21 protein-coding genes and 1 pseudogene are annotated in these 24,479 nt (G+C 64.1%); 10 read left to right on the top strand and 12 right to left on the bottom strand.

What is annotated here, in order from left to right; all coding sequences use genetic code 11:
* Positions 1–657 precede the first annotated feature (657 nt).
* The 3 genes and pseudogenes from LJY18_RS05850 to LJY18_RS05840 form a co-directional block, all read left to right on the top strand.
* Positions 658–1,830, top strand: coding sequence for a DMT family transporter (locus LJY18_RS05850; RefSeq protein ID WP_238040838.1), 1,173 nt, complete (start codon positions 658–660; stop codon positions 1,828–1,830).
* Positions 1,827–2,120 carry a hypothetical protein gene (locus LJY18_RS05845; protein WP_238040837.1) on the top strand — a complete coding sequence of 98 codons (294 nt, stop codon included), beginning with the start codon at positions 1,827–1,829 and terminating at the stop codon, positions 2,118–2,120. The genes LJY18_RS05850 and LJY18_RS05845 overlap by 4 nt, the downstream gene beginning before the upstream one ends.
* Positions 2,121–2,988: 868 nt before the next feature.
* Positions 2,989–3,123: pseudogene (locus tag LJY18_RS05840) on the top strand (GTP-binding protein); the annotation flags it as partial.
* A 37-nt stretch (positions 3,124–3,160) separates the two neighbouring features.
* On the opposite strand, the gene LJY18_RS05835 reads toward LJY18_RS05840, so the two are convergent.
* The gene (locus LJY18_RS05835) at positions 3,161–3,514 is read right to left on the bottom strand and encodes an NADH:ubiquinone oxidoreductase (protein WP_238040836.1); all 354 of its coding nucleotides are present in this window, start codon (positions 3,512–3,514) and stop codon (positions 3,161–3,163) included.
* A 171-nt stretch (positions 3,515–3,685) separates the two neighbouring features.
* Between LJY18_RS05835 and LJY18_RS05830 the strand changes: the two genes are divergently transcribed.
* A complete protein-coding gene (locus LJY18_RS05830) occupies positions 3,686–4,654 on the top strand; it encodes a CobW family GTP-binding protein (protein WP_238040835.1) in 969 nt (322 codons plus the stop codon).
* A 71-nt stretch (positions 4,655–4,725) separates the two neighbouring features.
* Positions 4,726–5,607 carry an alpha/beta fold hydrolase gene (locus LJY18_RS05825; RefSeq protein WP_238040834.1) on the top strand — a complete coding sequence of 294 codons (882 nt, stop codon included), beginning with the start codon at positions 4,726–4,728 and terminating at the stop codon, positions 5,605–5,607.
* Between the two features lie 137 nt (positions 5,608–5,744).
* Here LJY18_RS05825 and LJY18_RS05820 read toward each other — a convergent pair whose 3' ends face one another.
* From LJY18_RS05820 to LJY18_RS05795, 5 genes are all read right to left on the bottom strand, one after another.
* On the bottom strand, positions 5,745–6,134 hold the full coding sequence (locus tag LJY18_RS05820; RefSeq protein WP_238040833.1) for a DUF3301 domain-containing protein: 390 nt from the start codon (positions 6,132–6,134) through the stop codon (positions 5,745–5,747).
* Positions 6,135–6,229: 95 nt separating this feature from the next.
* The gene (locus LJY18_RS05815; RefSeq protein WP_238040832.1) at positions 6,230–6,712 is read right to left on the bottom strand and encodes an acyl-CoA thioesterase; all 483 of its coding nucleotides are present in this window, start codon (positions 6,710–6,712) and stop codon (positions 6,230–6,232) included.
* Between the two features lie 301 nt (positions 6,713–7,013).
* Positions 7,014–7,772: an SDR family NAD(P)-dependent oxidoreductase gene (locus tag LJY18_RS05805; protein ID WP_238040831.1), complete on the bottom strand. Its 759-nt coding sequence runs from the start codon at positions 7,770–7,772 to the stop codon at positions 7,014–7,016.
* A 53-nt stretch (positions 7,773–7,825) separates the two neighbouring features.
* Positions 7,826–9,193: a glutamine synthetase family protein gene (locus LJY18_RS05800; protein WP_238040830.1), complete on the bottom strand. Its 1,368-nt coding sequence runs from the start codon at positions 9,191–9,193 to the stop codon at positions 7,826–7,828.
* A 104-nt stretch (positions 9,194–9,297) separates the two neighbouring features.
* Positions 9,298–10,689: an aspartate aminotransferase family protein gene (locus tag LJY18_RS05795; RefSeq protein ID WP_238040829.1), complete on the bottom strand. Its 1,392-nt coding sequence runs from the start codon at positions 10,687–10,689 to the stop codon at positions 9,298–9,300.
* A gap of 119 nt (positions 10,690–10,808) precedes the next feature.
* Here LJY18_RS05795 and LJY18_RS05790 point away from each other — a divergent pair, with 119 nt between their 5' ends.
* Entirely contained in the window at positions 10,809–11,591 is a 783-nt protein-coding gene (locus LJY18_RS05790) for an SDR family NAD(P)-dependent oxidoreductase (RefSeq protein ID WP_238040828.1), read from the top strand.
* A gap of 210 nt (positions 11,592–11,801) precedes the next feature.
* Positions 11,802–12,467, top strand: coding sequence for a GntR family transcriptional regulator (locus LJY18_RS05785; RefSeq protein ID WP_238040827.1), 666 nt, complete (start codon positions 11,802–11,804; stop codon positions 12,465–12,467).
* Positions 12,468–12,495: 28 nt separating this feature from the next.
* Here the strand turns inward: LJY18_RS05785 and LJY18_RS05780 are convergent, their stop codons facing one another.
* From LJY18_RS05780 to uvrD, 5 genes are all read right to left on the bottom strand, one after another.
* Positions 12,496–12,906 (bottom strand): SMI1/KNR4 family protein, encoded by a 411-nt coding sequence (locus LJY18_RS05780; protein WP_238040826.1) that lies wholly within the window; start codon positions 12,904–12,906, stop codon positions 12,496–12,498.
* Positions 12,907–13,088: 182 nt separating this feature from the next.
* Positions 13,089–13,940 (bottom strand): Tim44 domain-containing protein, encoded by an 852-nt coding sequence (locus LJY18_RS05775; protein ID WP_238040825.1) that lies wholly within the window; start codon positions 13,938–13,940, stop codon positions 13,089–13,091.
* A 125-nt stretch (positions 13,941–14,065) separates the two neighbouring features.
* Positions 14,066–14,644 carry a TetR/AcrR family transcriptional regulator gene (locus LJY18_RS05770; RefSeq protein WP_238040824.1) on the bottom strand — a complete coding sequence of 193 codons (579 nt, stop codon included), beginning with the start codon at positions 14,642–14,644 and terminating at the stop codon, positions 14,066–14,068.
* Between the two features lie 101 nt (positions 14,645–14,745).
* Complete coding sequence (locus LJY18_RS05765; protein ID WP_238040823.1) at positions 14,746–15,840, bottom strand: TRAP transporter substrate-binding protein; 1,095 nt, start codon at positions 15,838–15,840, stop codon at positions 14,746–14,748.
* Between the two features lie 44 nt (positions 15,841–15,884).
* Positions 15,885–18,074 (bottom strand): DNA helicase II, encoded by a 2,190-nt coding sequence (uvrD, locus tag LJY18_RS05760; protein WP_238040822.1) that lies wholly within the window; start codon positions 18,072–18,074, stop codon positions 15,885–15,887.
* Between the two features lie 231 nt (positions 18,075–18,305).
* On the opposite strand from uvrD, the gene LJY18_RS05755 reads away from it, so the two are divergent.
* Together LJY18_RS05755 and LJY18_RS05750 are read left to right on the top strand one after the other, a co-directional pair.
* Positions 18,306–21,182, top strand: coding sequence for a putative bifunctional diguanylate cyclase/phosphodiesterase (locus LJY18_RS05755; protein WP_238040821.1), 2,877 nt, complete (start codon positions 18,306–18,308; stop codon positions 21,180–21,182).
* A gap of 208 nt (positions 21,183–21,390) precedes the next feature.
* Entirely contained in the window at positions 21,391–21,777 is a 387-nt protein-coding gene (locus LJY18_RS05750; RefSeq protein ID WP_238040820.1) for a c-type cytochrome, read from the top strand.
* 88 nt (positions 21,778–21,865) lie between these two features.
* Here the strand turns inward: LJY18_RS05750 and zwf are convergent, their stop codons facing one another.
* The gene (gene zwf, locus LJY18_RS05745) at positions 21,866–23,353 is read right to left on the bottom strand and encodes a glucose-6-phosphate dehydrogenase (protein WP_238040819.1); all 1,488 of its coding nucleotides are present in this window, start codon (positions 23,351–23,353) and stop codon (positions 21,866–21,868) included.
* Between the two features lie 113 nt (positions 23,354–23,466).
* Here zwf and hexR point away from each other — a divergent pair, with 113 nt between their 5' ends.
* Entirely contained in the window at positions 23,467–24,333 is an 867-nt protein-coding gene (hexR, locus tag LJY18_RS05740; protein ID WP_238040818.1) for a transcriptional regulator HexR, read from the top strand.
* Positions 24,334–24,479: the final 146 nt, after the last annotated feature.

Below are 24,479 nucleotides of genomic sequence, written 5' to 3'. Positions count from 1 at the left end.
CGCTTGAATAAACAACAAGGCACCGGTCTATCAACTAGGTGAGTTAATAGATCAAGAACCATGAATCGCAAGATTCACGGAAACGATGTGCATGAAAATGAAGTAGGACCATACAGTAAGCGGGCAGCTTTGTCTGTTTGGTGAGGTCAGGGCAGGCGCTGTGGCGCGGCGCAAGGGGGCTTCGGGGCAGTGCTTTATGCCGGTTGATGTGCGCTGAAACGACCGTGCAGCAGGACCTGTTGCAATAATAACGGTGGCGGCTGGCGTGCGCCGGATGGTTGCGCAAAAGGGCTTGATTACGCGTGGCTTTTTTCGCGGTAAATATCGGTGTGGCGATTAATTAGGTGGTTTACTGCGTCTTGAAAATGTGTAAATAAGCGCCAGGCTTCGCTGTTCTATAGCCGTCACGGGCTGGGTGATTATCGGTTTGACGGCTATGCAGTCAAGCGTTTATCCAATCGCGGAAACAGGTCCGAGCGGGATGTTTATTGACTGGTTAGTCGGTGGGTGAACAGGCTGTTGGGTTGAGTGTTTATAGTTAAATGCTTAGCCCGTTTCGCGGGTTGCATGTTAGCGTTACTGCGTGGGGCGACGTATTGCTTGGCAATATTAATAGTTGGGCACGGATTTTTGCACTGGAAGTTACCACGCGTTTTTATGGGTAACGAAGTGTCAAAAGCATTACATCGGTTAGCCAAAATAGCGAAATTATTCGGTGACCAATGCGTCTCTCCTTCAATTTTAAAGGAGGCAATAATAATGCATAAAAATCTGGATCTGGCGCGAACGCGCTTTACCGCCAGCAGTATTCGCTGGGGATTTATCTGGGCATTGTGGTGCGCTGTCTTGTGGGGCGCTTGGTATGTGCCTGGGTCAGCCGTCTGGTTTGAAGCGCCTTATGTCGACCTGACCTATGAGACTAATTCCGAATTTCTGTTGGCGGCGGCAGTGCTGACGACCTTCAATGCCATCGCCGTTTTGTTATTCCTGTTTCTCTGGAACGGCGTACTTGGCAAGTGGGGGGAATACGGCCGCACCATTCGCCAGATGCGCAATATTTCCAAGTGGTTCTTCATCGGCGCCATCTTCGGTGGTCCCATGGCGATCTTTGGCTCCTATTTGGCCATGGGCTATATCGGTGGTGCGTTCGCCGCCATCGCCGCGCTGATGTACCCGATAATCGGCGCTACCCTGGCTCGTCTCTGGTATCAGGAGAAAATCACCAAACGGGCGGCGATCGGCATTTTCATCATCATGGCCGGCGGCGTGACTGTTTATGCACCCGGTATTATCGGTGAATTGACGGGAACCGGTGACAGTGGTTGGTTGGGCTATCTGGGCGGTGCCATGGCCGCACTGGGTTGGGGCATCGAGGGCGCGATCGCTGGACGGGGCCTGGATGTTGCCGACCCCGACGTTGGCATCACCGTACGCTTCTCCGCCGAGGTGCTCTACTGGGTCGCGTTGATCCTGCCCGCTATTTACCTGTTTACCGACCAACCGGTGGTGGAACTGGTCGTGGCCACGTTCAACTGGGCGGCAATCGGCTGGTTGATGTTGGCCGGGGTCACCTTCGCCTTCTGTTATGTGTCCTGGTACAAGTCCTTTCCCCTCATCGGCGTGGGGCGCGGGCAGGCTATTGCGGCGTTGTACGGCCTGTTTGCGGTGATCTTCCTGGCCGCCTTCACTCTGGAGTTTCCTGAGTGGAACTTCCTGGCTGGACTCGCCCTGTTCGTGATCGGTGGTTTCGTGATGTACACCGAGAGCGACGAGGTGCTGGAAGTGGTGCGTGCCGTGTCCAAGAGCAAAGCAGAGGAGGTCGGATCATGAAAAGACTGCATATGAAGGGCCGTATCCTGCAGTTGATCAATGATCAGCTGGACCAGGGATTATGGGATTGGCAGGTGTCGGATATTCTTGAGCGCGAATACGCAATTTCCGGCCCGTACTGGCGGGGCACCACGCGGGTGACCCTGACCGATCTCTATTCCAGCGGCATTATCGAAAGTGTCGAGGAGCAGCTCGATGAGCAGGACTACTTCGGCCTGGGCAAGGTGCTGTTCAAATTTCGTCTGAGCGATTTCGGTCGTCAGCGCATGCGCGATACCGCGCTGATCTGATCAAAATCCATACGCTCACTACGCAAGCAACTGGCTGAAGGAGAAATAGCATGTCTGATTTTTGGGGTTATCCAGGGGCCGATATCCTGGCGGTGGTGGTGATCATCGCCTTGAGTGGTTTCGCGCTCTACCAAGCCCGCACGTTCGTCACCAAGATCTGACGCACTGTCAGAATGGCAGGTCCAGATAGGCTCTGGGTTTACGCCGGCTTGGCGGAGTACGTCTTAAGCCGGGGTTGACCAGGGCTTGTTGGGCGATCGCAAGATGCCGCTCCAGCGCCTGCTGAATCAACATAGGCCACGCCATCCGGGCGTGGTGCCTCGCAGCGGTTGCTGCGGCCCGGCAATCACCTGACCAGGCGGCCTTGGCCGTTCAGGCCCGATCCTCGACCGGACCAAGAGGTGGCCTCTTGGGCCTTGTGCGGTTTCTGCCGCAGAGCATCCCGGTCAACGCTTTCGGCCGGCGCCTCATGGTCTTGCAACTGGCTGGCGAAGCCTTGCGGAACCTGAGGTTCCATGTGGAACCCCCATGGAACCTGGCGTGCAGGCATTCTCTTGGTATGGGCCTTCCCTCCTGACCGCGGGCTGGAGGGCGCAGCAGCGCTAGATCATGCCGGGTGAGGTAGGCGCGTCTGGATACCGTCCACCAGCGCCACCGCCGTGCGGGCCAATGCCCGCAATATTCGGCAGAGTCCGTGGGTTGAGCTTAAGCCCAGCGCGTGCAATAGATGATTTAAGGAATGTCATAACAGGCTAATCCAGCGCCAGGGAGATTGCCCCTGCGTGCAACCGTGCTTATCGAAGTCCTGCCGCGCGGTCCTGAAAAACTGGGGGGGGGGCGCCGCGGCGATTGCCGGGCGGGCGGGTAGAGCATCGACTTCGCACAACTCACCGCAGAACTGGACGCCTGCCGGCTGGATAACGCGGAAATGGCCCTGGGTGCGGGTGCCTGGTTGGCACTGCCCGATCCGTTCGGGCCTTGGATCGAGGAAGCGGCGGCCTGATAGAGGAGCTCGACAGGCGCGTGGCCGGTTGTACGGCCTAGCGCGCCATCCACACGCCCTTGCTCTGCCGTTCGCAGAACGGCTTGAGGTAGGCGGCGTCGCTGGCCACGCCGTAGTAATGGATGTCCTGCTGGTAGGGCATGCCGCCGACCCGGGCGTTGCGGCAGACGCCGTAGGCGCCGATCGGGCATTGCTCGACGAAGGCGACTTCGACCTTCTGGCCTTTCAATTGTGGTTGGCAGAAACCGCTGCGAAACAGGTTCGGTGGAATGCTGCGATTCTGCTGGCAGATCTTGACGTCCAGGCGCTCGGCCTGACTGTGAATCACGCAGGCTTCGCCCCAGGCCAGTCCGGATAGGGCGAGCATGCCCAGTAGCAGAACAAGACGCATCGATTAACCCCCCAAGCGAATATGCTGGCGACTCTAGCATGCCGCTTTTTCCGCGTCTGCGTGGCGCCGAGTCAGACCGTTGCGGCGCTCGCGGACACAGTCCGCTTAACCAGCACAAGCAGCGCACCGGGATCCCTTCCCTTAGCGCTTGTACAAACGCACCATAGGCCCATGCTCAAGAATATTCCCACCCACCTGATCGCCGGCCCCCTGGGCGCCGGCAAGACCAGCCTGATCCGCAACTTGCTGGCGCAGCGCCCGGCAGCTGAGCGTTGGGCGGTACTGATCAACGAGTTCGGCTTGATCGGCCTGGACGCGGCCCTGCTCAGCAGCGACGCCGACGGCATCGCCATGGGCGAGGTCGCCGGCGGCTGCCTGTGCTGCGTCAACGGCGTGCCCTTCCAGATCGGCCTGAGCCGGCTGTTGCGCAAGGCCAGGCCGGATCGCCTGCTGATCGAGCCGTCCGGCCTGGGCCATCCGTTGGAGTTGTTGCGCCAATTGCGCGAGCCGCCCTGGGCCGGCGTACTGGCTGTGCAGCCGGCGGTGCTGGTGCTGGATGCCGCCGCCCTGGCCGCCGGCGCCGGCTTGCCTGACAGCCAGCAGGCCAGCTTGAGCAGTGCCGGTTTGCTGCTGCTGAACAAGGCCGAGCACCTGGACGATGCGGCGAAGGGGCGGATTCAGGCGCAGCTGCCGGCGCGTCCGCTGCTGTGGACGACCCAGGCGGCCTTGCCCCTGGCGCAACTCCCCGGTTTCGCTGCCCGGGCCGAAGCCGGTACGGGTCTGGACGGCCTGCCCCACAGCGTCGCCGCAGCCAGGCCGCAGATCTGGCGCACACCGGCCGAGCCGATCTGCCAGGTTCAGGCGCAAGCTGAAGGCTGGAGCATCGGCTGGCGCTGGCACCCCAGCCAGCAGTTCGAGTTGATGCAGGTGCAGCAGTGGCTCAACACCTTACCCTGGCGGAGAGCCAAGCTGGTGCTGCAAACCAATGCCGGTTGGCTCTCGGCCAACGCCCTGCAGGGCCAGCCCTTGCACTGGCAAACCAGCGAATGGCGCAAGGATTCCCGCCTGGAGCTGATTTTTAGCGAGGCGCAGGAGGTGGAGACCTTGCAGGCCGGCATGCAGCGGTGTCGATTGGGCTGATAGTGCGGCCTGTACAGGGCTTCTTGTGCGGGCCTGATAGACTTCACGGGTTTTCCTGATGGATGAAGGGTATGCAACTGATTTCCTGGTCCCACGCCTGTTCCGCCGGTTTCACCCTGCGCGGCTGGCATTCGCCGCCTTCGGGCAAGCCGTTGCTGCATTTTCTCCACGGTAACGGTTATTGCGGTCGCGTTTATGAGCCGCTGCTGGCTTCTCTGGCTGCGGATTTCGATCTCTGGCTGTGCGATGCCCAGGGCCATGGCGACAGCGATCATGGCGGGCGTTTCCATGGCTGGAACCGCAGTGCCGAGCTGGCGTTGGAGGCGTTCGCCGAGGGCCGCAAGCACTTTGCCGAGGTGCCGTTGTTTGCCGTCGGCCATAGCTTTGGCGGGGTCTTGAGCAGCCTGATGCTGGCCCAGCAGCCGCAGCTATTTCAGCGCGCCGTGCTGCTCGATCCGGTGCTCTTCACCCCGGCGATGATCGGGGTGATGGCGCTATCCGACGTGGTCGGTCTGAGCCAGCGCAATACCCTGGCGAGCAAGGCGCGCAAGCGTCGCCGCGAGTGGCCCGACCGGATTGCAGCCTATGCCGCGCTGCATGGCCGGGGGATGTTCCGCGGCTGGAACGAGGCGGCGTTCGAGGCCTACCTCAACCATGCCCTGCGCGACACCGAGAGCGGTGTCGAGCTCAAGTGTCGGCCGAGCCGTGAGGCGGAAATATTCAGCTCTTTCCCCAAGCGCCTGTGGCCATCGCTGGCCAAGGTGGTGACGCCGACTCAGGTGCTGTATGGCCAGCGCAGCTACCCCTTTGTCGCCAAGTCGGTGGCGCGCTGGTGCGCCAGCAACCCGCACGTTCATGCCCAGGTGGTGGAGGGTGGGCACTGCTTCATGCAGGAACAGCCCGAGGACGCGGCTATCAGGGTGCGCGATTTCTGCTTGCCGCACTATGCCTGACGTCAGCCGAAAGCGGCTCTGCAGTGGGCTTGCCGCTGGCAAGACGGGTCTGAGTGCGTCTCAGCGGTTGTGAAAATATCCAGCGCCGCAGCGGTCATTTGCAGGCGGCCGCAGTAGGCGAGCGTTTTCACGGGCTCTCAGTCCTCGGGCGGCTGACGTTCGCGCCGCCAGGCATTGAGTTCAATGACCTGCGGGTTTTCCGCCGGTGGTTTCCTGAACGGATGGGGCGCCAGCTCGATGCGTCCGACCTGCTGGCCGAACATGACAATGCTGCCGACATGCCGTTGTTCGCCGGTGACGGTGAACTCGAAGCCATACACCCGCGCCAGACGTTTACGCCCGCGGCTATCGGCCAGCAGGGTGATCTTGCGTAGGGCGACGTTGCCGTCGAGCAGTTCGACATCGGCCTTCGCGCAGTGCTGTTTGACCTGCGCCAGGGCGCGCTCGCGCAGACCGTGGGCGTGCCAGAGCCAGGCGCCGGCCGTGGCCAGCAGCATCAGAACGAAAATATTACCGAGGGTCAGCATTGCGGGTTCCAGGCGGGCTTGGTCGGAGCGCGGTGTGGCTCGAGGAGCGTTACGCCATTCTGCCAGTCCCGCTGCGGGCTGTCTTGCCCGAGCACTCAAGCGTCGTGCTTGAGGTCGCGGTAGCGCTGCTCCAGTTCCTGGCGAATTGCCCGGCGCTGGTGGCCCTGTTTGAAGCGCCGCTGCTCCTCGGAGGTCTGCGGCTGGCGTACCGGTACGGCTATCGGCTTGCCGCCGTCATCGACCGCGACCATGGTGAAGAAGCAGCTGTTGGTGTGGCGCACCGAGCGCTGGCGGATGTTCTCGGTGATCACCTTGATGCCGATTTCCATCGAGCTGCGCCCGGTGTAATTGACTGAGGCGAGGAAGGTCACCAACTCGCCGACGTGGATCGGCTCGCGGAAGGTCACCTGGTCCACCGACAGGGTCACCACGTAGCAGCCGGCGTAGCGGCTGGCACAGGCGAAAGCCACCTCGTCGAGGTACTTGAGCAGGGTGCCGCCGTGAACGTTGCCGGAGAAATTGGCCATATCCGGGGTCATCAATACGCTCATCGTCAGTTGCGCGTTTCCGGCTTCCATGGGGACACTCTTGTAGTTGAGGTGGACGGCTTCGGGCATCGCGGAGCCCTGTCTATCATAACGGCTCAGGCGGACGGCGTGGTGCTGGTCAGCCCCGAGTGGCGCGGCATGGCCTGCCCTGCGCTGAAGAACCTCTTCCGGGCGCCGCGAACTGGGGCACAAGCGGGGGCTGCTGGTTGGCGTCTCGGCCGGCGCCCGCGCCGGCTGGGCCCTCGGGGTGCTGGTGCAGTACGCGATGGCCATGCGCCCGCTGCGCACGGCCATCGCGCCGGCTTTCGCCAACGGTATGTGAGGGCGCGGGCTATTTGCCGGCGGAGAGGCCGAAGTCGATCGCCAGGTCGGCGCCGGTGATGGCCTCGGCCTCGGGCTGGCACAGGTACCAGACCAGCTCGGCGACTTCCTCGGGGCGCAGGAAGCGCGCCTCGCGGCCCTGTGGATAAAGGCTCAGCAGCTCGCGCTTGTAAGCATTGGGGTTGCCCTTGCCGTAGCGCTCGGCCTGATAGTCGAGCATCGGCGTGGCGATGTCGCCAGGCGACACCGCGTTGACCCGCACGCCGTGCTCGGCCAGTTCCAGGGCCAGGGTCTTGCTCAGCATCACCAGCGCCGCCTTGCTCGCACAGTAGGCCGCCGAGCCTCGATAGGCCTGGCGGCCGGCATCGCTGGCGATATTGACGATGCAGCCGCGGCTTTCCTTGAGGTGGGGGATGGCGGCTTGGCTCATGTAGAAGGCGGCCTTGAGGTTGACCCCGAGCACCTGGTCGAAGTCTTCCTCGGTGAAGCTCTCCACCGGCCCCTCGCGCCAGACTCCGGCGGCGTTGACCACCGCGTCCAGGCGGCCGGTGGCGACCAGGGTCTCGGCGATCAGCTCCTGGCAGTTGCTGGCGCTGCGCAGGTCGGCGGTGGCGCTGAAGTCCAGTGGCACAGCGGTGTTCAGCGCGTGCAGGCCGGCCTTGTCGACATCGGTGGCGGTGACCCGCCAGCGGCTCTGGGAGAAGCGCTTGGCGATGGCGCGGCCGAGGCCGCCGGCGGCCCCGGTGATCAGGATGACGGGCGTGCTCATGAAGTTCTCCTCGTGGCTGGTTCAATCAGTGTAGGTAAGGCTGGAGGGTTGGCTCAGGCGTGGCTCAGGTACCAGCGCCAGTCCTGCTCGCCGACTTCGCCCATGAACTGGCGGAACTCGGCCCATTTGATCGCCAGGAACACCTTGAGGAAGTCCTCGCCCAGTGCTTCCCTGGCCCAGTTGGAGTGTTCCAGCGCGTGCAGGGTGGTCAGCCAGTCGGTCGGCAGGGTTTCGCGCGCCTGCTCGTAGCCGTTGCCGACGATGGCCTGGCCCGGATCGAGCTGCTGCTGGATGCCGGTGTGAATGCCGGCAAGGATCGCCGCGGCGGCGAGATAGGGGTTGGCGTCGGCGCCGCAGATGCGGTGCTCGATGTGGCGGCTGTTGGCCGGGCCGCCCGGGACGCGGAAGGACACGGTGCGGTTGTTCACCCCCCAGCTCTTGGCCAGCGGCGCGTAGCTGTTGGCCTGGAAGCGCCGGTAGGAGTTGGCGTTGGGGCAGAAGATCGCCAGGGCGTCGTCCAAGGTGGCCATCATCCCGCCGATGGCATGGCGCAGCAATGGCGTGCCCTGCGGGTCTTCGCTGGCCATCAGGTTGTTGCCCTCGGCATCGGCCAGGCTGACGTGCAGGTGCATACCGCTGCCGGCCAGGTCGCCGAATGGTTTGGCCATGAAACAGGCCTGCAAGCCATGCTTGTTGGCCACGCCCTTGACCAGGCGCTTGTAGCGCACGCCTTCGTCGATCGCCTGCAGCGCGTCGAAGCGGTGCTCCAGGGTCAGCTCCAGCTGGCCCGGGGCGTACTCGGAGATCGCCGTGCGCACCGGCAGGCCCTGCACTTTGCAGGCGGCGTAGAGGTCATCGAGAAACGGCTGCATTTGCTCCAGCTCGTAGACGCCGTATACCTGCGGTGCCTGCGGGCGCACGCCGTTCATCTGCAGCGCCGGTTGCGGGCGGCCGTTGGCGTCGCGGGTCTTGTCCAGCAGGTAGAACTCCAGCTCCACCGCCATCACCGGGTGGTAGCCGTCGGCCTTGAGCCGGTCGATGGCGCGCACCAGCACATGCCGTGGGTCGGCCGGGCTGGCGGGCAGACCCTGGGTCGGGTGCATGCTCACCTGCAGCTGGCCGGTGGGCGTGGTGCGCCAGGGTTGCAGCGTCAGACTGCCGGGCAGCGGGTAGGTCCAGCAGTCGGCATCGGCGACTTCCCAGACCAGGCCGCTTTCTTCCACGTCCTCGCCCTGGATGGTCAGCGCCAGGATCGAGCTGGGCAGCGGCCGGCCGTTCTCGTAGATGGCCAACAGCTCGTCGCGGTGCAGCAGCTTGCCGCGCGGAATACCGTTGGCGTCGATCAGCATCAGCTCGATGCTGCGTACTTCGGGGTGGCGGGCGAGGAAGTTATGGGCTTCCTGGATATCGGCGAATTGCATGGTCGGTGTCCTGGGTAGGATGGGTTAGCCGCGTGGCGGCGTAACCCATCGATGCGATCTGATGGGTATCGCGGTGCTCAACCCATCCTACGTAATTGCCGGCGTTATTCGCGGGCGCCGGGGATGGCCAGCAGCTCGGTCAGGGCCGCATCGAGCATGCCGATCAGCTGGTCCACATCCTCTGCCGTGGTACTCGGGCAGCACAGGGTCATGTTGTGGAACGGCGTGATCAGGATGCCGCGGTTGATCAGGTACAGGTGGATGGCCATCTGCAGCTCGTCGTGGAAGGCCGCTTCGGCCTCGGCGCCGGTCTTCGGCGAGACCGGGCAGAACTGAAACTCACTGCGCGCGCCGAGCTCGGTCACCGACCACTTGAGGTCGTACTTGCCGATCAGGCGGCGGAAGCCGTCGGCCAGACGTTTGGCCAGCGGCAGCATGTGCGCGTAGGCCGCCGGGGTCATCACCTGTTCCAGGTTGGCGCGCATGCAGTGCATGGCCAGGGCGTTGGCCGACAGCGTGGTGCCCATGCCGCTGTGACCGTGGCCGTGGCTGTTCTCGCTGGCGCGTTTGCGCGCGGCGGTCATCGCTTCGGCCATCGCCGCGCTGCAGCCGAAGATGCCACAGGGCACGCCGCCAGCGATCGGCTTGCCGACCACGAAGAAGTCGGGCTCAAGGTTCCACAGTTGGGTGCAGCCGCCGATGTCGGTGGAAATGGTGTGGGTCTCGTCGATGATCAGCAGCGCGCCGTATTTCTTGGTCAGCTCGCGGCACTGCTGCATAAAGCCCGGTTCGGGCAGGACCATGCCGATATTGGTCATGGCCGGCTCGCAGAGCAGGGCGCAGACGTCACCCTTCGCCAGCGCGGCCTCCAGGGCGGCGACATCGTTGAACGGGATGGCGCGGCTGTACTGGGTCAGGTCATAGGCCTGGCCGACCAGGCCGGAGCGCGGCACGGTCTCGCCGTCGCGGTAGCGCACCATCACGTCGTCGACCGTGCCGTGGTAGCAGCCGTCGAATACCAGCAGGGTCTTGCGCTGGGTGATTTCGCGGGCCCAGCGCAGCACGTAGCGGTTGGAGTCGGTGGCGGTGGCGGTGACCTGCCAGAACGGCAGGCCGAAGCGTGCGGCCAGCAGTTCGCCGCAGACCACCGCATCCTCGCCCGGCAGCATGGTGGTCAGGCCGTTGTTGCCCTGCTCGGCGATGGCCTTGGCGATCGGATCTGGTGAGTGGCCGAACATGGTGCCGGTGTCGCCCAGGCAGAAGTCGATGTAGGCGTGGCCGTCGACGTCATAGAAGCGCGCGCCCTTGGCGCGTTCGACGAACAGCGGCACCGGGGTCGACCAGTCGGCCATCCAGTGCATTGGCACGCCGCCATATAACGAATGGCGCGCGCGTTCGGCCAGGGCTACCGATTTCGGGTTGCGTTGCAGGAAGCGTTCGCGCTCGCGGGCGGCGAAGGTTTCCACGGCGGATGGGCTGATGCCGCTGGCAGTCATGTTGAACACCTCGTTCGAATTTCTGCACATTCTTATTTGTGATCACAAATAAGTCAATGGATCGTCATGAAGGCAATATTTGCTAGTATTGCCCCAAATTTGTGATCACAGGAGTGGCGATGAAGACGCATTCGATCTGGCAGGACCAGGTGGCGCTGGTCAGTGGTGCCGGTAGCGACAGCGGCATCGGCCTGGCGATCGCCAGGCGCCTGGGCCGCGAAGGCGTGCGCGTCCTGCTCACCGCCAGCAGTGCGCGCATCGAGCAGCGTGCGCGCGAGTTGCAGGCTGAAGGTATAGACGCCCGCGCGCTGGCTGCCGACCTCACCGACGAAGCGCAGGTCGCCGAGTTGGCGAGCTGGGCGCAGGCTCAGTTCGGCCGCGTCGACATCCTGGTCAACAACGCCGGCATGGCCATGCAGGGCAGCCCGGAGCCGTTCGCCGAGGTGGCGGCGATGGACCTGGCGACCTGGAACCTGTCCATCGCACGCAACCTGACCAGCGCCTTCCTGCTCACCCGCGCCCTGCTGCCGGGCATGCAGGCGCGCGGCTACGGACGCATCGTCAACATCAGTTCGACCACCGGCACCCGCGGCAGCAATCCCGGCGAGGCCGCCTACAGCGCGGCCAAGGCCGGCATGCTCGGGCTGAGCATGGGCCTGGCGCTGGAGGTGGCGAAGCAGGGCATCACGGTCAACAGCGTGGCGCCGGGCTGGATCGCCACCGGATCGAGCACCGACGAGGAGCGCCACGCCGCCGAGTACACGCCGATGGGCCGGGCCGGCCGCCCGCAGGAAATCGCCGCTGCCGTGGCCTTTCTCGCCTCGCCCGAAGCCAGCTACATTACCGGCGAGGTGCTGGTGGTCGATGGCGGCAACTGCCTGATCGAAAACAAGGCCCCCTGAGCGTTTCTGCGTCGGTCAGGCGTTGTTGCAGGGGGGCTCGAAAATGCGCATTGACTGCAGTCAACTCCGCTTTTCAAGCACCCCTGCGCCTAGCCTGCCGCTAGCAGAAGCGTTCAGCTTTCGTTGAATACATTGGAGAACAGCATGCGCAACTGCCTACTGACCCTGGCCCAACTGCCTGCACCGCCGGCACCAGGGAACCATTGACCCATGGCCGATAACCTGCAGGAGCAGCTCTACCAGAATATCCGCGCGGCCCTGCTGGCCGGGCGTTTCCAGCCCGGCGAGCGGCTGAAGATTCGCGACCTGGCGGCCGAGTGGGGCACCAGCCCGATGCCGGTGCGCGCCGCCCTGCAGCGGCTGGTCGCCGAGGGCGCGCTGGAGGGCGAGCCGCAGCGCTCGGTGCGGGTGCCGGCGATGACCCGCGAGCGCTACCAGCAGCTGCTGCCGGTGCGCATCAGCCTGGAGGGGCTGGCGGTGGAGCTGGCCGCCGCGCGGATCGGTCCGGCCGAACTGGCGGGGTTGCAGGCGTGCATCGCGCGCATGGAAAGCGCCCTCGAGCGGCGCGACGTGCAGGCCTACCTCAGCGACAACAGCCAGTTTCACCTGAACCTGTACCAGGCCTGCGGTAATCCGGTGCTGCTGCGCCTGATCGAGTCGCTGTGGCTGCAGGTCGGGCCCTTCTTCAATCGCCTGTTCACCGAGGCCGACCTGTCACTGCGCCTCAACGATTTCCACGAGGATGTGTTTCGGGCCCTGCGCGCCGGCGACGGCAAGGCAGCGCGGGCGGCGGCGGAGCAGGACCTGAGCTTCTTCGGTCAGTTCCTGCTCAACCTGCTGGAGCTGGAGCAGGGCGAGGCCAGTCGCCAGGGTTGATACCAAGCCTGGCCCGGCCCGGACGGGCTTAGCTCTCCAGCCAGACGTCGCGCGCCCAGTGCCACACCGAGTCCCAGGTTTCATCTTCGCTCAGCTCGCCGGTCTCGCCTTCCCAGAGCACCACGGTGCCGTCCAGTTCGACGCAGTAGTAGTTGCCGCGATCCTCGCAGATGGGTACCAGCTCGCGTGATACGCCCAGTGACCAGGCCACCGAGGCGACTTCCGGCAGGTAGGTGTGGGATTGCGGGTCGGTGGCGGTGACCGGCTCGAGGCGGCCGTAGACCACGTCGCTGACCTTGAGCAGGAACTCGCGCAGCTCGAACGGCAGGTTGATCAGGATCTGCTCCTCGATCTCCACCAGCACTTCTTCTTCCGGAAGTTCCAGCGGCACCGGTACAGGTTCGTTCATTTCACGCAGTTGTTCGATGACTTCTTCCACGGGGTGGACTCCAGCAGCAAGGCACAATGATGGGGTAGTAACAGCGAGCCCCGCGCCATGCAGCGAAGAGGCTCTCCCGCGTTGGGTTTTACTCTGCCCGGCCTGACCGGACAAGAGGGATTGGCCCCGCGCAAACACAAAACCCGGGACAGGCCCGGGTTTTGCGCGAAGCCAGAGGCCCGTTAGCCGTTCTGGCGGATACCGGCTACCAGCCACGGCTGGTTGTCACCGGCTTCGCGCTCCATGCGCCAGCTTTCGCTGAAGGCTTCGCCCTGGTCGAAGCGCGAGGTTTTCGCTACGCCGGTGAAGGTCAGGGTAGCGACGGTCTTGTCGCTCAGATCGTCGACGCCATCCAGTTGAACGTCGAGGTTGTCGACGTAGGTGGATTGGAAGCCCTCGCCGAGGTCGGCGCGCTCGCGCTTGAGGAATTCGAGCAACTGCGGGGTGACGAACTCGGCGATCTTGTCCATTTCGTCGGCGTCCCAGTGCTGCTGCAGGCTGAGGAAGTGTTCACGGCCGGCGCTGACGAAGCTTTGCTCGTTGAACCAGGCCGGGGCATTGATCACCGGTTTGATTGCGGCGCTGCTGGCGCCACCGAAGATCGAGGCGGGTGCAGCCTGGGCAGACATTTCACGCTGCATGGGCGCGCCATTGGCGGTTACCGGGCCGGCGTGCTTGCGCCGGGAGGCCAGGAAGCGGAACAGCAGGAAGGCGATAAGGCCGAAGATCAGCATGTCCATGATCTGCAGGCCTTCGAAGCCGTCACCCATGAACATCGAAGCAAGCAGACCGCCAGCGGCCAGGCCGGCCAATGGGCCGAGCCAGCGCGAGGCGCCGCTGGTGGCGGCGGGCTGCCGAGCGGTGGTTGCCGTGTTGGCGGTGGTCGAGGTTGGCGAGGTGGTCTGGCGAGTCTGGTGGCTAGGTGCGGAACCGAAGGATTTGGCGCCGCCAAACCGCTTGGCTTCGGCATCGAAACTCATGGTAAGGCCCACACTCAGGCACATGGCCAGGGCAATGCTGAGGAAACGCTGCATGTTTAGCTGTCTCTTGGTGGTTGGAACGCTGCGCGGCATCTTGCCCGCCAGTCGCGCGGAAGGCTAGTCATAGAGTGTTTCGGGCTTTTGCTTTTCGCTCAACGGTATCGCCTCGGCATCGCAACTTACCGGCGCAACAGCATCTGCAGCGGCCCGCAGCGCAGTTGCCGGCGCAGGAAGGCGCGGAACTCGGCAGGGTCTTCCCCGGGGTGGCGCAACCAGTGGATGAAACTGCGCAGGTAGGCGCCGGTCAGCAGGCTTTCCTCGGCGATGCGATGCAGGTGGCGGCTTTCCCGCCGGGCACCTTCGCGCCACCATTGCACGGTACGGCTGATGCGCAGCAGGCCGAGTACCTGCAGGTGCAGATGCGCGGGTTCGAGTTTGTACAGCAGCATCTGTCCGGTCACCGAGCGGTGCGCGGCCAGGCTATCGAGCCAGGCGACCAGCAGTTCCTCCAGGCGCTTGGTCGGCTCCAGTGCGCCGAGGTCGGCGGCGCTGCTGCGCACCAGCATGGCCCGGTCGGCGCGGTCGAACCAGGCGTCGACCAGTTGATCCTTGTCACGATAATGGGCGGCGATGGTGTTCAGGTCAGTGTCGAGTTGGGCGGCCACATCGAACAGGTGCAGGCGCTCCCAGCCACAGACATCGGCCAGTTGCAGGGCCGCATCGAGAATCTGCGGGGCATTGATGGTTGGTTTCTTCATCGACTCACCTCGTCATCGAGTATGGGCCGGGAGTCGCAAAGCGCAGGGCGCAAACGACAAACGGAGCCAGAGGGCTCCGTTTGTGCGAGGTGCCGAGGGGCTCAGCGCCAGTTATACAGTTCCTTCTCGGACAGCCGATGCATCTCGCTGGCCTGAGCCTGGAAGGCCTTCATCGAGGCCCAGATACGCCCGTTCAGCTCGCTCTGCGCGGCCAGCTCGCCGAGCACCACCTCGGACTCGCGCTGCAGGGCGTCGAGCACTTCATCGGGGAAGCGCTTGAGCAGGGTGCCCTGTTGCTTGAGTTCCTCCAGGGCCAGGGCGTTGTTGTAGACGTAGTCGTCCAGCATGTCCTGGCTGGCGGCGCGGGCGGCCTCGGTCAGGATCGCCTGCAGGTCGGCCGGCAGGCTGTCGAGGGCCTTCTGGTTGATCAGCAGTTCGAGCACCGCCTGTGGCTCCTGCCAGCCCGGGTAGTAGTAGAACTTGGCGGCTTTATGCAGGCCGAAGGCCAGGTCGTTGTAGGGGCTGACCCAGTCGGTGGCGTCGATGGCGTTGGTCTCCAGGGCGGTGAATACCTCGCCGCCGGGCAGATTGACGGTGGTCGCGCCGAGGCGCGACAGCACTTCGCCACCGAGACCGGGCATGCGGATCTTCAGGCCCTTGAGGTCGTCCAGGGTGTTGATCTCCTTGTTGTACCAGCCACCCATCTGCATGCCGGTATTGCCCACCACCACCGGTTTGACCCCGTAAGGGGCATAGGCCTCGTCCCACAGCGCCTGACCGCCGCCATGGCTGAGCCAGGCGTTCATTTCCGCAGTGGACAGGCCGAAAGGCACGGCGGTGAAGAACTGCGCAGCCGGCACCTTGCCTTTCCAGTAGTAGGCGGCGCCATGGCCCAGTTCGGCGGTGCCGCGCGAGACCGCGTCGAACACCTCCAGCGGCGGCACCAGTTCGCCACCGGCATAGACCTTGATGGTCAGGCGCCCGGCGCTCATGGTGCTGACCCGCTCGGCCAGACGTTCGGCGGCGGTGCCCAGGCCCGGGTAGTTCTTCGGCCAGGCGGTGACCATCTTCCACTGGAAGCTCTGCGCCGGTTCGACGGCGGCTTGCTCGGTGCTGGCTTTGTCGTCCTTGCAGCCGGCCAGGCCGAGGGTGGCGAGCAGCGCCACGGCAGCGGTTAAGAGGTTGCGGCGGTTCATCGGGGCGTCCTTATTGTTTGAGTGTGCGGTCGAGGAAATTTGCCTTACAAAGCATCCAGCTTGGCGTAACTGAGCATCAGCCATTTGCTGCCTTCGCTCTCGAAATTCACCTGCACCCGCGCCTGGGCGCCCGAGCCCTCGAAATTGAGGATGGTGCCCTCGCCGAACAGCGCATGCTGCACCCGTTGGCCAAGGCTGAACGCGGTGTCCGGTACGGCGCTACCGGCGAACATGCTGCTGCCGCTCATGTTGCGGCTGTTGGCGGTGAAGGGCCGGCTGACGCTATTGGACAGGCGTACTTCCTGGATCAGTTGCGGTGGAATCTCGCGGACGAAGCGCGAGATCGAGTTACGCGTTTCATTGCCATACAAACGGCGGACTTCAGCGTAACTGATCACCAGCTTGTGCATGGCGCGGGTGATGCCGACATAGGCCAGGCGGCGTTCTTCCTCGAGCCGGCCGGGTTCTTCCAGGCTCATCTTGTGCGGAAACAGGCCTTCTTCCATGCCCACCAGGAACACCTGGGGAAACTCCAGGCCCTTGGAGCTGTGCAGGGTCATCAGCTGGATGCTGTCTTCGTTTTCCGCGGCCTGGGTGTCGCCGGCCTCCAGCGAGGCATGGCCGAGGAAGGCCTGCAGCGGACTCAACTCCTCGTCGCCGTCATGGTCAAAGGCGCGTGCGGCGCTGACCAGTTCCTCCAGGTTCTCGATCCGCGCCTGGGCTTTTTCGCCTTTCTCGGCCTGGTGGTAGGCGATCAGCCCGCTCTGCTCGATCACGGTCTGGGTCATCAGGTGCAGCGGCATTTCCAGCACCTTGGCCGAGAGGTTCTCGATCAGCTCGACAAAGCCGGCCAGGGCGCCGGACGCGCGGGCCGGCAGCGCCTTGTTGGCGACCATCAAGCGAATCGCCTCCCACATCGCCACATCATGTTCACGGGCGTAGGCGCGGATCGTTTCGACACTCTTCTCGCCAATGCCACGGGCCGGCACGTTGATCACCCGCTCCAGCGCCGCATCGTTGCCGCGGCCGTCGAGCAGGCGCATATAGGCCATGGCGTTCTTGATCTCGGCGCGTTCGAAGAAGCGCTGGCCGCCATAGATGCGGTAGGGAATCTTCTCGCGCAGCAGGGCTTCTTCGAGCACCCGCGACTGGGCGTTGGAGCGGTAGAGGATGGCGATTTCACTGCGCTTGAGGCCGTCCTTGCGCAGGGCGTCCTCGATCGACTCGACCACGTAGCGAGCCTCGTCGTGCTCGTTGAACGCCGAATACAGGCTGATCGGCTCGCCGTCGCCGTCTTCGGTCCACAGTTCCTTGCCCAGGCGGCCCTGGTTATTGGCGATCAGCGCGTTGGCGGCCTTGAGGATGCCGGCGCTGGAGCGGTAGTTCTGCTCCAGACGGATGGTTTCGGCGTCCGGGAAGTCGCGGCTGTACTGGTGGATATTCTCGATCTTGGCCCCGCGCCAGCCGTAGATCGACTGATCATCGTCACCGACCACCATCAGGCTGTCGCCGCCCTGGGCCAGCAGGCGCAACCAGGCGTACTGCACAGCGTTGGTGTCCTGGAATTCGTCCACCAGAACATGCCGGAAGCGTCGCTGGTAATGCTCGAGCAGGCCCGGCTTGTCGCGCCACAGGTCAAGGGCGCGCAGCAGCAGTTCGGAGAAGTCGATCACCCCGGCACGGGCGCAGGCCGCCTCGTAGGCCTCGTAGATCTTCAGCATGGTGGCGAGGAACAGGTCGCCACCGGGCTGGATGTTCTTCGGCCGCAGGCCTTCGTCCTTCTGCCCGTTGATGAACCATTGCGCCTGCTTGACCGGCCAGCGCTGCTCGTCCAGGCCCAGTTCGCGGATCACCCGCTTGACCAGGCGCTGTTGATCGTCGGAATCGAGGATCTGGAAGTTCTCCGCCAGACCGGCTTCCTGCCAGTGCGCGCGCAGCAATCGGTGAGCCAGGCCGTGGAAGGTGCCGACCCACATGCCGGCCGGATTGACGCCGAGCATCTGTTCGATGCGCGCACGCATCTCGGCGGCGGCCTTGTTGGTGAAGGTCACCGAGAGGACGCTGTGTGGCGAAGCGTTTTCGATCTGGATCAGCCAGGCGATACGGTGCACCAGCACCCGGGTTTTGCCGGAGCCGGCGCCGGCCAGTACCAGTTGACGGCCCAGGCTGGCCGCTACGGCTTGGCGCTGGGCATCGTTGAGAGAAGCGATCAGGAGTTCGGGGTCATTTTGCATCGCGGCATTCTAGGCGGCGGCGACAACGAGGGCAAACCGGCGAAGCCGCGCGTGATTACACGGGGGGCCGTGGACGACCGGTAAGTCACCTTGCCGGGTGGATGTCGCAGGTCATTCTGGACGTGCCAAGTTGCTTGATGGGCCTATCATTTTGCACCGATGATTGTTGGGCGATGCGTCTAGCTCGGGTATGCTCCGCCGACCTAGGCACCCATTACAAGAAAATAGCCTATGACCCAGACCGCTAGCGCCGCTGCCGAACTGACGCCGGACAGTGCACACGAGATTCGTCAGCAATTCGCCACGGATATCGCCATCGAACGTACCCGCCTGCTGTATCAGGGCTCGTGGGTGCCTACGCTATTCATGCTGCTCAATGGCCTGGCCTGCGCCTATTTGCTCTGGGCGCCGCAGAGCCGTGTCCTGCTCTCCGGCTGGCTGATCTGGCTGGTGTTGCTGGCCGTTCTGCGCCTGCTTCAGGTCAGCGCCTTCAATCGCGCCGAACCGAGCCTCCAGGTGCAAGCGCACTGGCGGCGCAACTTCCTGTTTGGCGCCGGTGCCTCGGGTCTGACCCTGGCCTTCGCCGCCATCGCCCTGGTGCCGGCCGATGTGTTCTACCAGCAGGGTCTGGTCTACGGCCTGATCGCCGCGGCGATCCTGTCCGCCAGCGTGGCCTATGCCGTCAGCCTGTCGGCGTTCCTGACCTTCGCCTTGCCCTGCCTGCTGCCTTCTGTGGCGTATTTGCTGCTCAGCGAGCACAGCCTGCAGCGCAGCTGGGGCATGCTCGGTGGCATCCTGCTGGTGGCCCTGTTGGTGGTGGCCTGGCAGGTCAACCGCCTGGTGCTGCGCAGCCTGTTGCAGCGCTTCCAGAATCAGGGGCTGATAGGCCGTCTGGAACACGCCCGGCATCAGGCCGAGGCACTCAATGACGAGTTGGCCCGCGAAGTCGAGCAGCGCCGCCGGGCCGAAGGCAAGTTGCGCACGGCCCATGATGAGCTGGAAATGCGCGTGGCCGAACGCACCCTGGAGCTGGATGACGCCACCCACGCCCTGAGCAAGAGCGAGGCGCGCCTGGCCCTGGCCCTGGAGGCCAGCGAGCTGGGACTGTGGGACTGGAATCTGCAGAGCGATGAAGTGCACCACTCGCAGCTCAAGGAAATCTTCGGTCTCGAACCCGAGGCGGTGCAGGCCATGTTGCGCGACCTCAAGCCGCGCCTGCACCCGGACGATCTGCCGTTGCTGCGCCGGACCCTGGTCGAGCACATGAAAGGTCGCAGCGACGGTTATCAGATCGAATACCGGGTCAAACATGCCGATGGCCACTGGGTCTGGGTCGAGGATCGCGGCCGCGCAGTGGAGCGCGATGCCCAGGGCCGGGTGCTGCGCATGCTCGGTACGCGGCGCACCATCACCTCGCGCAAGCAGCAGGAAGAGCAGCAGCGGCTGGCCGCTACGGTGTTCGAGGCGGCCAGCGAAGGCATCGTCATTCTCGATCCGGATTACCGCCTGCTGGCGGTCAACCAGGCATTCAGCCAGGTCACCGGCTATCGCCAGGAAGATGTGCTCGGCAAGAGTGTCGCCAGCCTGATCAGCAGCCGCGACACGCGTCACCAATATCAGCTGATCCGCCTGGAGCTGGAGCGCGGCGACCACTGGCAAGGCGAATTGATCGAGACGCGCAAGAACGGCGAACTCTACCCGCAACTGCTGCAGCTCAAGGTGGTGCGCGATGTGCGCGGGCTGGTCAGTCATATCGTCGGGTTCTTTGCCGACCTGTCGTCGCGGCGCGAGGCCGAGGAGCGTCTGCGCTATCTGTCGCACTACGACGAACTCACCGGCCTGGCCAACCGCAGCCTGTTCAAGTCTCGCTTGCACGAGGCCAGTCAGCGTTCGCGGCAGAGCGGGCGCGGCCTGGCCCTGTTGCATGTCGACCTGGATCGATTCAAGTGGCTCAACGACAGCCTGGGCCATGAAGTGGCCGACCAATTGCTGCGGCAGATGAGCCGGCGCCTGAGCCAGGCAATGCCCGAGGCCGACACCATTGCGCGTCTGTCCGGCGATGAATTCGCCGTGTTGCTTGATTCCTATGGCAGCCTCTCGACCCTGGCGCGCATGGCCAGCCGCCTGCTGGCCAAGTTGCGCCTGCCGATGACCGTCGGCGGCCAGGAGCTGGTGGTCAGTGCCTCCCTGGGCATCAGCCTGCTGCCGGACAACGCGCGGGAGATCTCCACCCTGGTCAGCCAGGCCGACATGGCCATGCAGCACGCCAAGCACCTGGGCGGCAATACCTTCCAGTTCTTCACCGACAACCTGCAGGCCTGCACCCTGGAGCGCCTGCAGCTGGAAACCCAGCTGCGCAAGGCGATCGACGAGCACCAGCTGGAGGTGTTCTATCAGCCCAAGCTGTGCCTGGCCGACGACAGTCTGAATGCCGCCGAGGCACTGGTGCGCTGGCGCCATCCGGAGCGCGGCCTGGTGCCTCCGGGGGATTTCATCGGCCTGGCCGAGGAGACCGGGCTGATCGCGCCGATCGGCGAGTTCGTCCTGCGCCGCGCATGTCAGCAAGCGCGGGACTGGCAGCTGCAGGGCCTGGCGCAGATCCGTGTGTCGGTGAACCTATCGGTGCATCAGTTGCGCCAGGGCAAACTGACCAGCCTGGTGCGCCAGGTGCTCGACGAAACCGGCCTGGCGCCCCAGTTTCTCGAACTCGAGTTGACCGAGAGTCAGTTGCTCGACAACGTCGAAAGCGTCATCAGCACCTTCCAGCAGCTGCGTGATCTGGGGGTGAAACTGGCGATCGACGACTTTGGCACCGGTTACTCCTCGCTCAGCTACCTCAAGCGTTTCCCGGTGGACTACGTGAAGATCGACCAGACCTTCATCCGCGATCTGGCGCTCGGAGGCGAGGATGCGGCGATTACCCGCGCGATCATTGTCATGGCCCATAGCCTGGAGTTGAAGGTGGTCGCCGAGGGCGTGGAAACCCAGGCGCAGATGGACTTCCTCAAGGCCCAGCAGTGCGACGAGATTCAGGGCTACCTGATCAGCAAACCGGTGCCGGCGGAGCAATTCGCCCAGTTGCTGCGCGACCAGGCCGACGCTCGCTGAGGTGACCCGGGAGCCAGCCTATTGGCTCCTGCACCTGCGCGCGCCCCCACCCTTCCCTCCAGGGCGCCCTCGCGCAATCGGGCGCCGTCCCTGGCTTGCTCCAGAAAAGTACTTTGGTGCCATGCAATTGCGGCTTTTGTACAAGAGCCGTACAAAAGGCCTACAAAATATACTGTTATTGCCTAGTCATCAGAGAGGGAATTACAGAATGAAAATGCGTCTGTCATCATCATTGGCGTTGTTATGCACCGCTTTGGCTGCGGCCCCGTTGGTCCAGGCAGCAGAGGGCGGCATGGAAGCGGCCGGCCGCCAGCTGTTCAGCCACCACTGCACGGCGTGCCACTCGCTGGATACCAGCGAGAACGCCTTCGGCCCCAGCCTGTTTGGTGTGGTGGGTCGTCCGGCGGCTTCCGTGCCCCGTTTCGCCTACTCGAAAGCCATGCAGGCTTCGGGGATCACCTGGAGTGAAGACAACCTGCGCAAGTGGATCAGCGACAACGAGGCGTTGGTTCCGGGCACCCGCATGCGTCATGTCTCCATCACCGATCCGGCAGAACAGGATTACCTGATCAGCTTCCTGAGTTCACTGAAGTAAGCCACGCCCCGCTGGGTGGCAATGCCACAGCGCCACCCGCCTGACTCCCACACGGCATCTTCGGCGGGTCAAGGCCGCATGCGTCCGTTCACTCCATCCACTTGCGTCCCGCCAGTTCCAGCAGCAGGTTGGCTTGCTCCGGCCCGCTGCTGCCGGCCGGATAGGGTCGCGGGCTCTGGTGGTGTTGCTGCCAGCCATTGATGATCGGATCGATCCAGCTCCAGGCCGCTTCGACTTCGTCGCGGCGCATGAACAGTGTCGAGTCGCCTTCGATCACGTCCAGCAGCAGGCGCTCGTAGGCGTCCCAGCGGCGCTTCTGGCGAAACGCCTGGGCCAGGTTGAGGTCCAGTTCGACTGGCGCCAGGTGCATGCCCTTGCCGGGGTTCTTGGCCATCAGTTGCAGGCTGATGCACTCCTCCGGTTGCAGGCGGATCAGCAGGCGATTGGCCTCGCCGTTGCCGAACAGCTGATGCGGCACCGGCTTGAACTGGATAAGGATCTCGGAGGTTTTCTTCGCCAGGCGCTTGCCGGTGCGCAGGTAGAAGGGCACGCCGGCCCAGCGCCAGTTCTCGATCTCCACCTGGAGGGCGACGAAGGTCTCGGTATCGCTGTCGTTGTCGACATTCTTCTCGAAGTAGTAAGCCGGTACTTCCTGCCCGCCAATCTTGCCGGCGCTGTACTGGCCGCGCACGGTCTTGTCGCGCACGTCGAGACCGGAGATGGGTCTCAGTGCCTCGAGCACCTTGACCTTCTCGTTGCGCACCGCCTCGGCATCGAAGCGCACCGGCGCTTCCATGGCCACCAGGCAGAGCAGTTGCAGCAGGTGGTTCTGGATCATGTCGCGCATGGCGCCGGCGTTGTCGTAGTAGGCGCCGCGATTTTCCACGCCGAGGGTCTCGCACACGCTGATCTGCACGTGGTCGATGTGCCCGGCGCGCCACACTGGCTCGAACAGGGCGTTGGCGAAGCGCAGCGCCATCAGGTTCTGCACGGTTTCCTTGCCCAGGTAGTGATCGATGCGAAAGACCCGCGACTCGTCAAATACCGCTCCGATCGCCGCGTTGATCGCCTGCGCCGACGGCAGCGAGTGGCCGATCGGTTTTTCCAGCACGATGCGCGCATGGGGCCCGGCCAGGCCGGCGATCTGCAGGTGCGAGGCGATGTCTTCGAACAGGTCGGGGGCGGTGGCGAGGTAGTAGACCCGCACGCGCTCGTCGGCGGCGCCCAGGTGCTTGGCCAGGCGGCCGAAATCGGCGCTCTGGCTAGCATCCATGGCGAAGTAGTCGAGGCGTGCGGCGAAGTCCTGCCAGGTCTCGTTGTCGAAGTCGGCGCGCGCCACTTGGGCGCGACAGCGGCGTTCGGCAAGGGCCTGGTAGGCGGCGCGGCTGTGCTGGCTGCGCGCCAGGGCGAGGATGCGCATGTCGGTGTGCAGCCGACCGACGCGGTGCAGGTGGTAGAGCGCTGGCAGCAGCTTGTGCAGGGCCAGGTCGCCCGTACCGCCAAAGACCAGCATGTCGCAGGGAATGCTCAAAGCGGGAACTCCGACTCGGTTTAGCCGTGCGGGGGCGTCGACCATGTAGTATAACTACAAAGTCACTACACCCACGGCGTGCCCCGATCATAACCGAGTCCTCTCTCGGATGAAGATGGCACAACGTATTCGTCATATTTCAACCCGAGCCCATGCCCGTGAATTTGTTGCAGCACATCGCCCAGTCGCGCCATCTGTTACGCAAGTCGGAACTCAAAGTGGCCGACCATGTGCTGCTCGACCCGGCCGCGGTGATGCACAGTTCCATGGCCGACCTGGCCCACAGCGTCGGCATCAGCGAGCCAACCATCGTGCGTTTCTGTCGTGCTATCGGCTGCAGCGGTTTCCAGGACTTGAAGTTGAAACTGGCACAGAGCCTGGCCGCTGGCGCCAGCTTTGGCCAGTTCGCAATCCATGAAGACGACTCGGTCACCGACTTCAGCCTGAAGATCTTCGACACCACCCTGCACACCCTGATCGAGGTGCGCGAGAATCTCGACCCGAAGGCTTTGCAGCGTGCCATTGCCGCCTGTGCTCAGGCCCAGCGCGTGGAGTTCTATGGGTTCGGCGCCTCCGGGGCGGTGGCGGCGGATGCCCAGCACAAGTTTTTCCGCCTGCTGCTGACGGCCGCTGCCTACTCCGACCCGCACATGCAGGCGATGAGCGCGGTGACCCTGAAACCGACCGATGTGGCCATCTGCATCTCCCAGTCTGGCCGCTCCAAGGACCTGCTGATCACCGCCAACCTGGTGCGTGAAAGCGGCGCGACCCTGATCACCCTGTGCCCCAGCCAGACCCCGCTGGCCGACCTGGCTACGGTCAACCTGGCCATCGACGTGCAGGAAGACACCGAGATTTATACCCCGCTGACCTCGCGCATTGCCCACCTGGTGGTGATCGATGTGTTGGCCATGGGCGTGGCCATGGCCCGCGGGCCGAGCCTGGTCAACCACCTGAAGAGCGTCAAGCGCAGCTTGCGCAGCCTGCGCCTGTCGCCCAAGTCGGTGAAGCTGCACGAGGACTAGCGCTCCGTCCCTGTTTCGATGAGCGAGTTCTGCAGTTCTCCACCTGCAGTGCCGCGGCGGGTCCCCGGCATGGGCTGCAGGGGCCCGGGTTCATCGCAACTTCATCGTCTTGCCCTCAAAGCGTCATATCCCAGGCGGACTCTGTA

Origin of the sequence: Pseudomonas sp. MMS21 TM103 (assembly GCF_022132145.1) — a bacterium.
In the GTDB taxonomy this organism is placed as follows: domain Bacteria; phylum Pseudomonadota; class Gammaproteobacteria; order Pseudomonadales; family Pseudomonadaceae; genus Aquipseudomonas.
The sequence above is the reverse complement of the archived record's forward strand: the minus strand, read 5'-3'. Positions and strand labels throughout refer to the sequence as shown.

Coding starts and splice junctions, on each gene's coding strand:
- LJY18_RS05770 (WP_238040824.1), bottom strand. CDS start 14,644: ATGAAGAAACCAACCATCAATGCCCCGCAGATTCTCGATGCGGCCCTG.
- LJY18_RS05790 (WP_238040828.1), top strand. CDS start 10,809: ATGAAGACGCATTCGATCTGGCAGGACCAGGTGGCGCTGGTCAGTGGT.
- LJY18_RS05795 (WP_238040829.1), bottom strand. CDS start 10,689: ATGACTGCCAGCGGCATCAGCCCATCCGCCGTGGAAACCTTCGCCGCC.
- LJY18_RS05825 (WP_238040834.1), top strand. CDS start 4,726: ATGCAACTGATTTCCTGGTCCCACGCCTGTTCCGCCGGTTTCACCCTG.
- LJY18_RS05755 (WP_238040821.1), top strand. CDS start 18,306: ATGACCCAGACCGCTAGCGCCGCTGCCGAACTGACGCCGGACAGTGCA.
- zwf (WP_238040819.1), bottom strand. CDS start 23,353: ATGGTCGACGCCCCCGCACGGCTAAACCGAGTCGGAGTTCCCGCTTTG.
- LJY18_RS05830 (WP_238040835.1), top strand. CDS start 3,686: ATGCTCAAGAATATTCCCACCCACCTGATCGCCGGCCCCCTGGGCGCC.
- LJY18_RS05765 (WP_238040823.1), bottom strand. CDS start 15,840: ATGAACCGCCGCAACCTCTTAACCGCTGCCGTGGCGCTGCTCGCCACC.
- LJY18_RS05815 (WP_238040832.1), bottom strand. CDS start 6,712: ATGGAAGCCGGAAACGCGCAACTGACGATGAGCGTATTGATGACCCCG.
- LJY18_RS05820 (WP_238040833.1), bottom strand. CDS start 6,134: ATGCTGACCCTCGGTAATATTTTCGTTCTGATGCTGCTGGCCACGGCC.
- LJY18_RS05800 (WP_238040830.1), bottom strand. CDS start 9,193: ATGCAATTCGCCGATATCCAGGAAGCCCATAACTTCCTCGCCCGCCAC.
- LJY18_RS05775 (WP_238040825.1), bottom strand. CDS start 13,940: ATGCAGCGTTTCCTCAGCATTGCCCTGGCCATGTGCCTGAGTGTGGGC.
- uvrD (WP_238040822.1), bottom strand. CDS start 18,074: ATGCAAAATGACCCCGAACTCCTGATCGCTTCTCTCAACGATGCCCAG.
- LJY18_RS05835 (WP_238040836.1), bottom strand. CDS start 3,514: ATGCGTCTTGTTCTGCTACTGGGCATGCTCGCCCTATCCGGACTGGCC.
- LJY18_RS05785 (WP_238040827.1), top strand. CDS start 11,802: ATGGCCGATAACCTGCAGGAGCAGCTCTACCAGAATATCCGCGCGGCC.
- LJY18_RS05850 (WP_238040838.1), top strand. CDS start 658: ATGGGTAACGAAGTGTCAAAAGCATTACATCGGTTAGCCAAAATAGCG.
- LJY18_RS05805 (WP_238040831.1), bottom strand. CDS start 7,772: ATGAGCACGCCCGTCATCCTGATCACCGGGGCCGCCGGCGGCCTCGGC.
- LJY18_RS05750 (WP_238040820.1), top strand. CDS start 21,391: ATGAAAATGCGTCTGTCATCATCATTGGCGTTGTTATGCACCGCTTTG.
- LJY18_RS05845 (WP_238040837.1), top strand. CDS start 1,827: ATGAAAAGACTGCATATGAAGGGCCGTATCCTGCAGTTGATCAATGAT.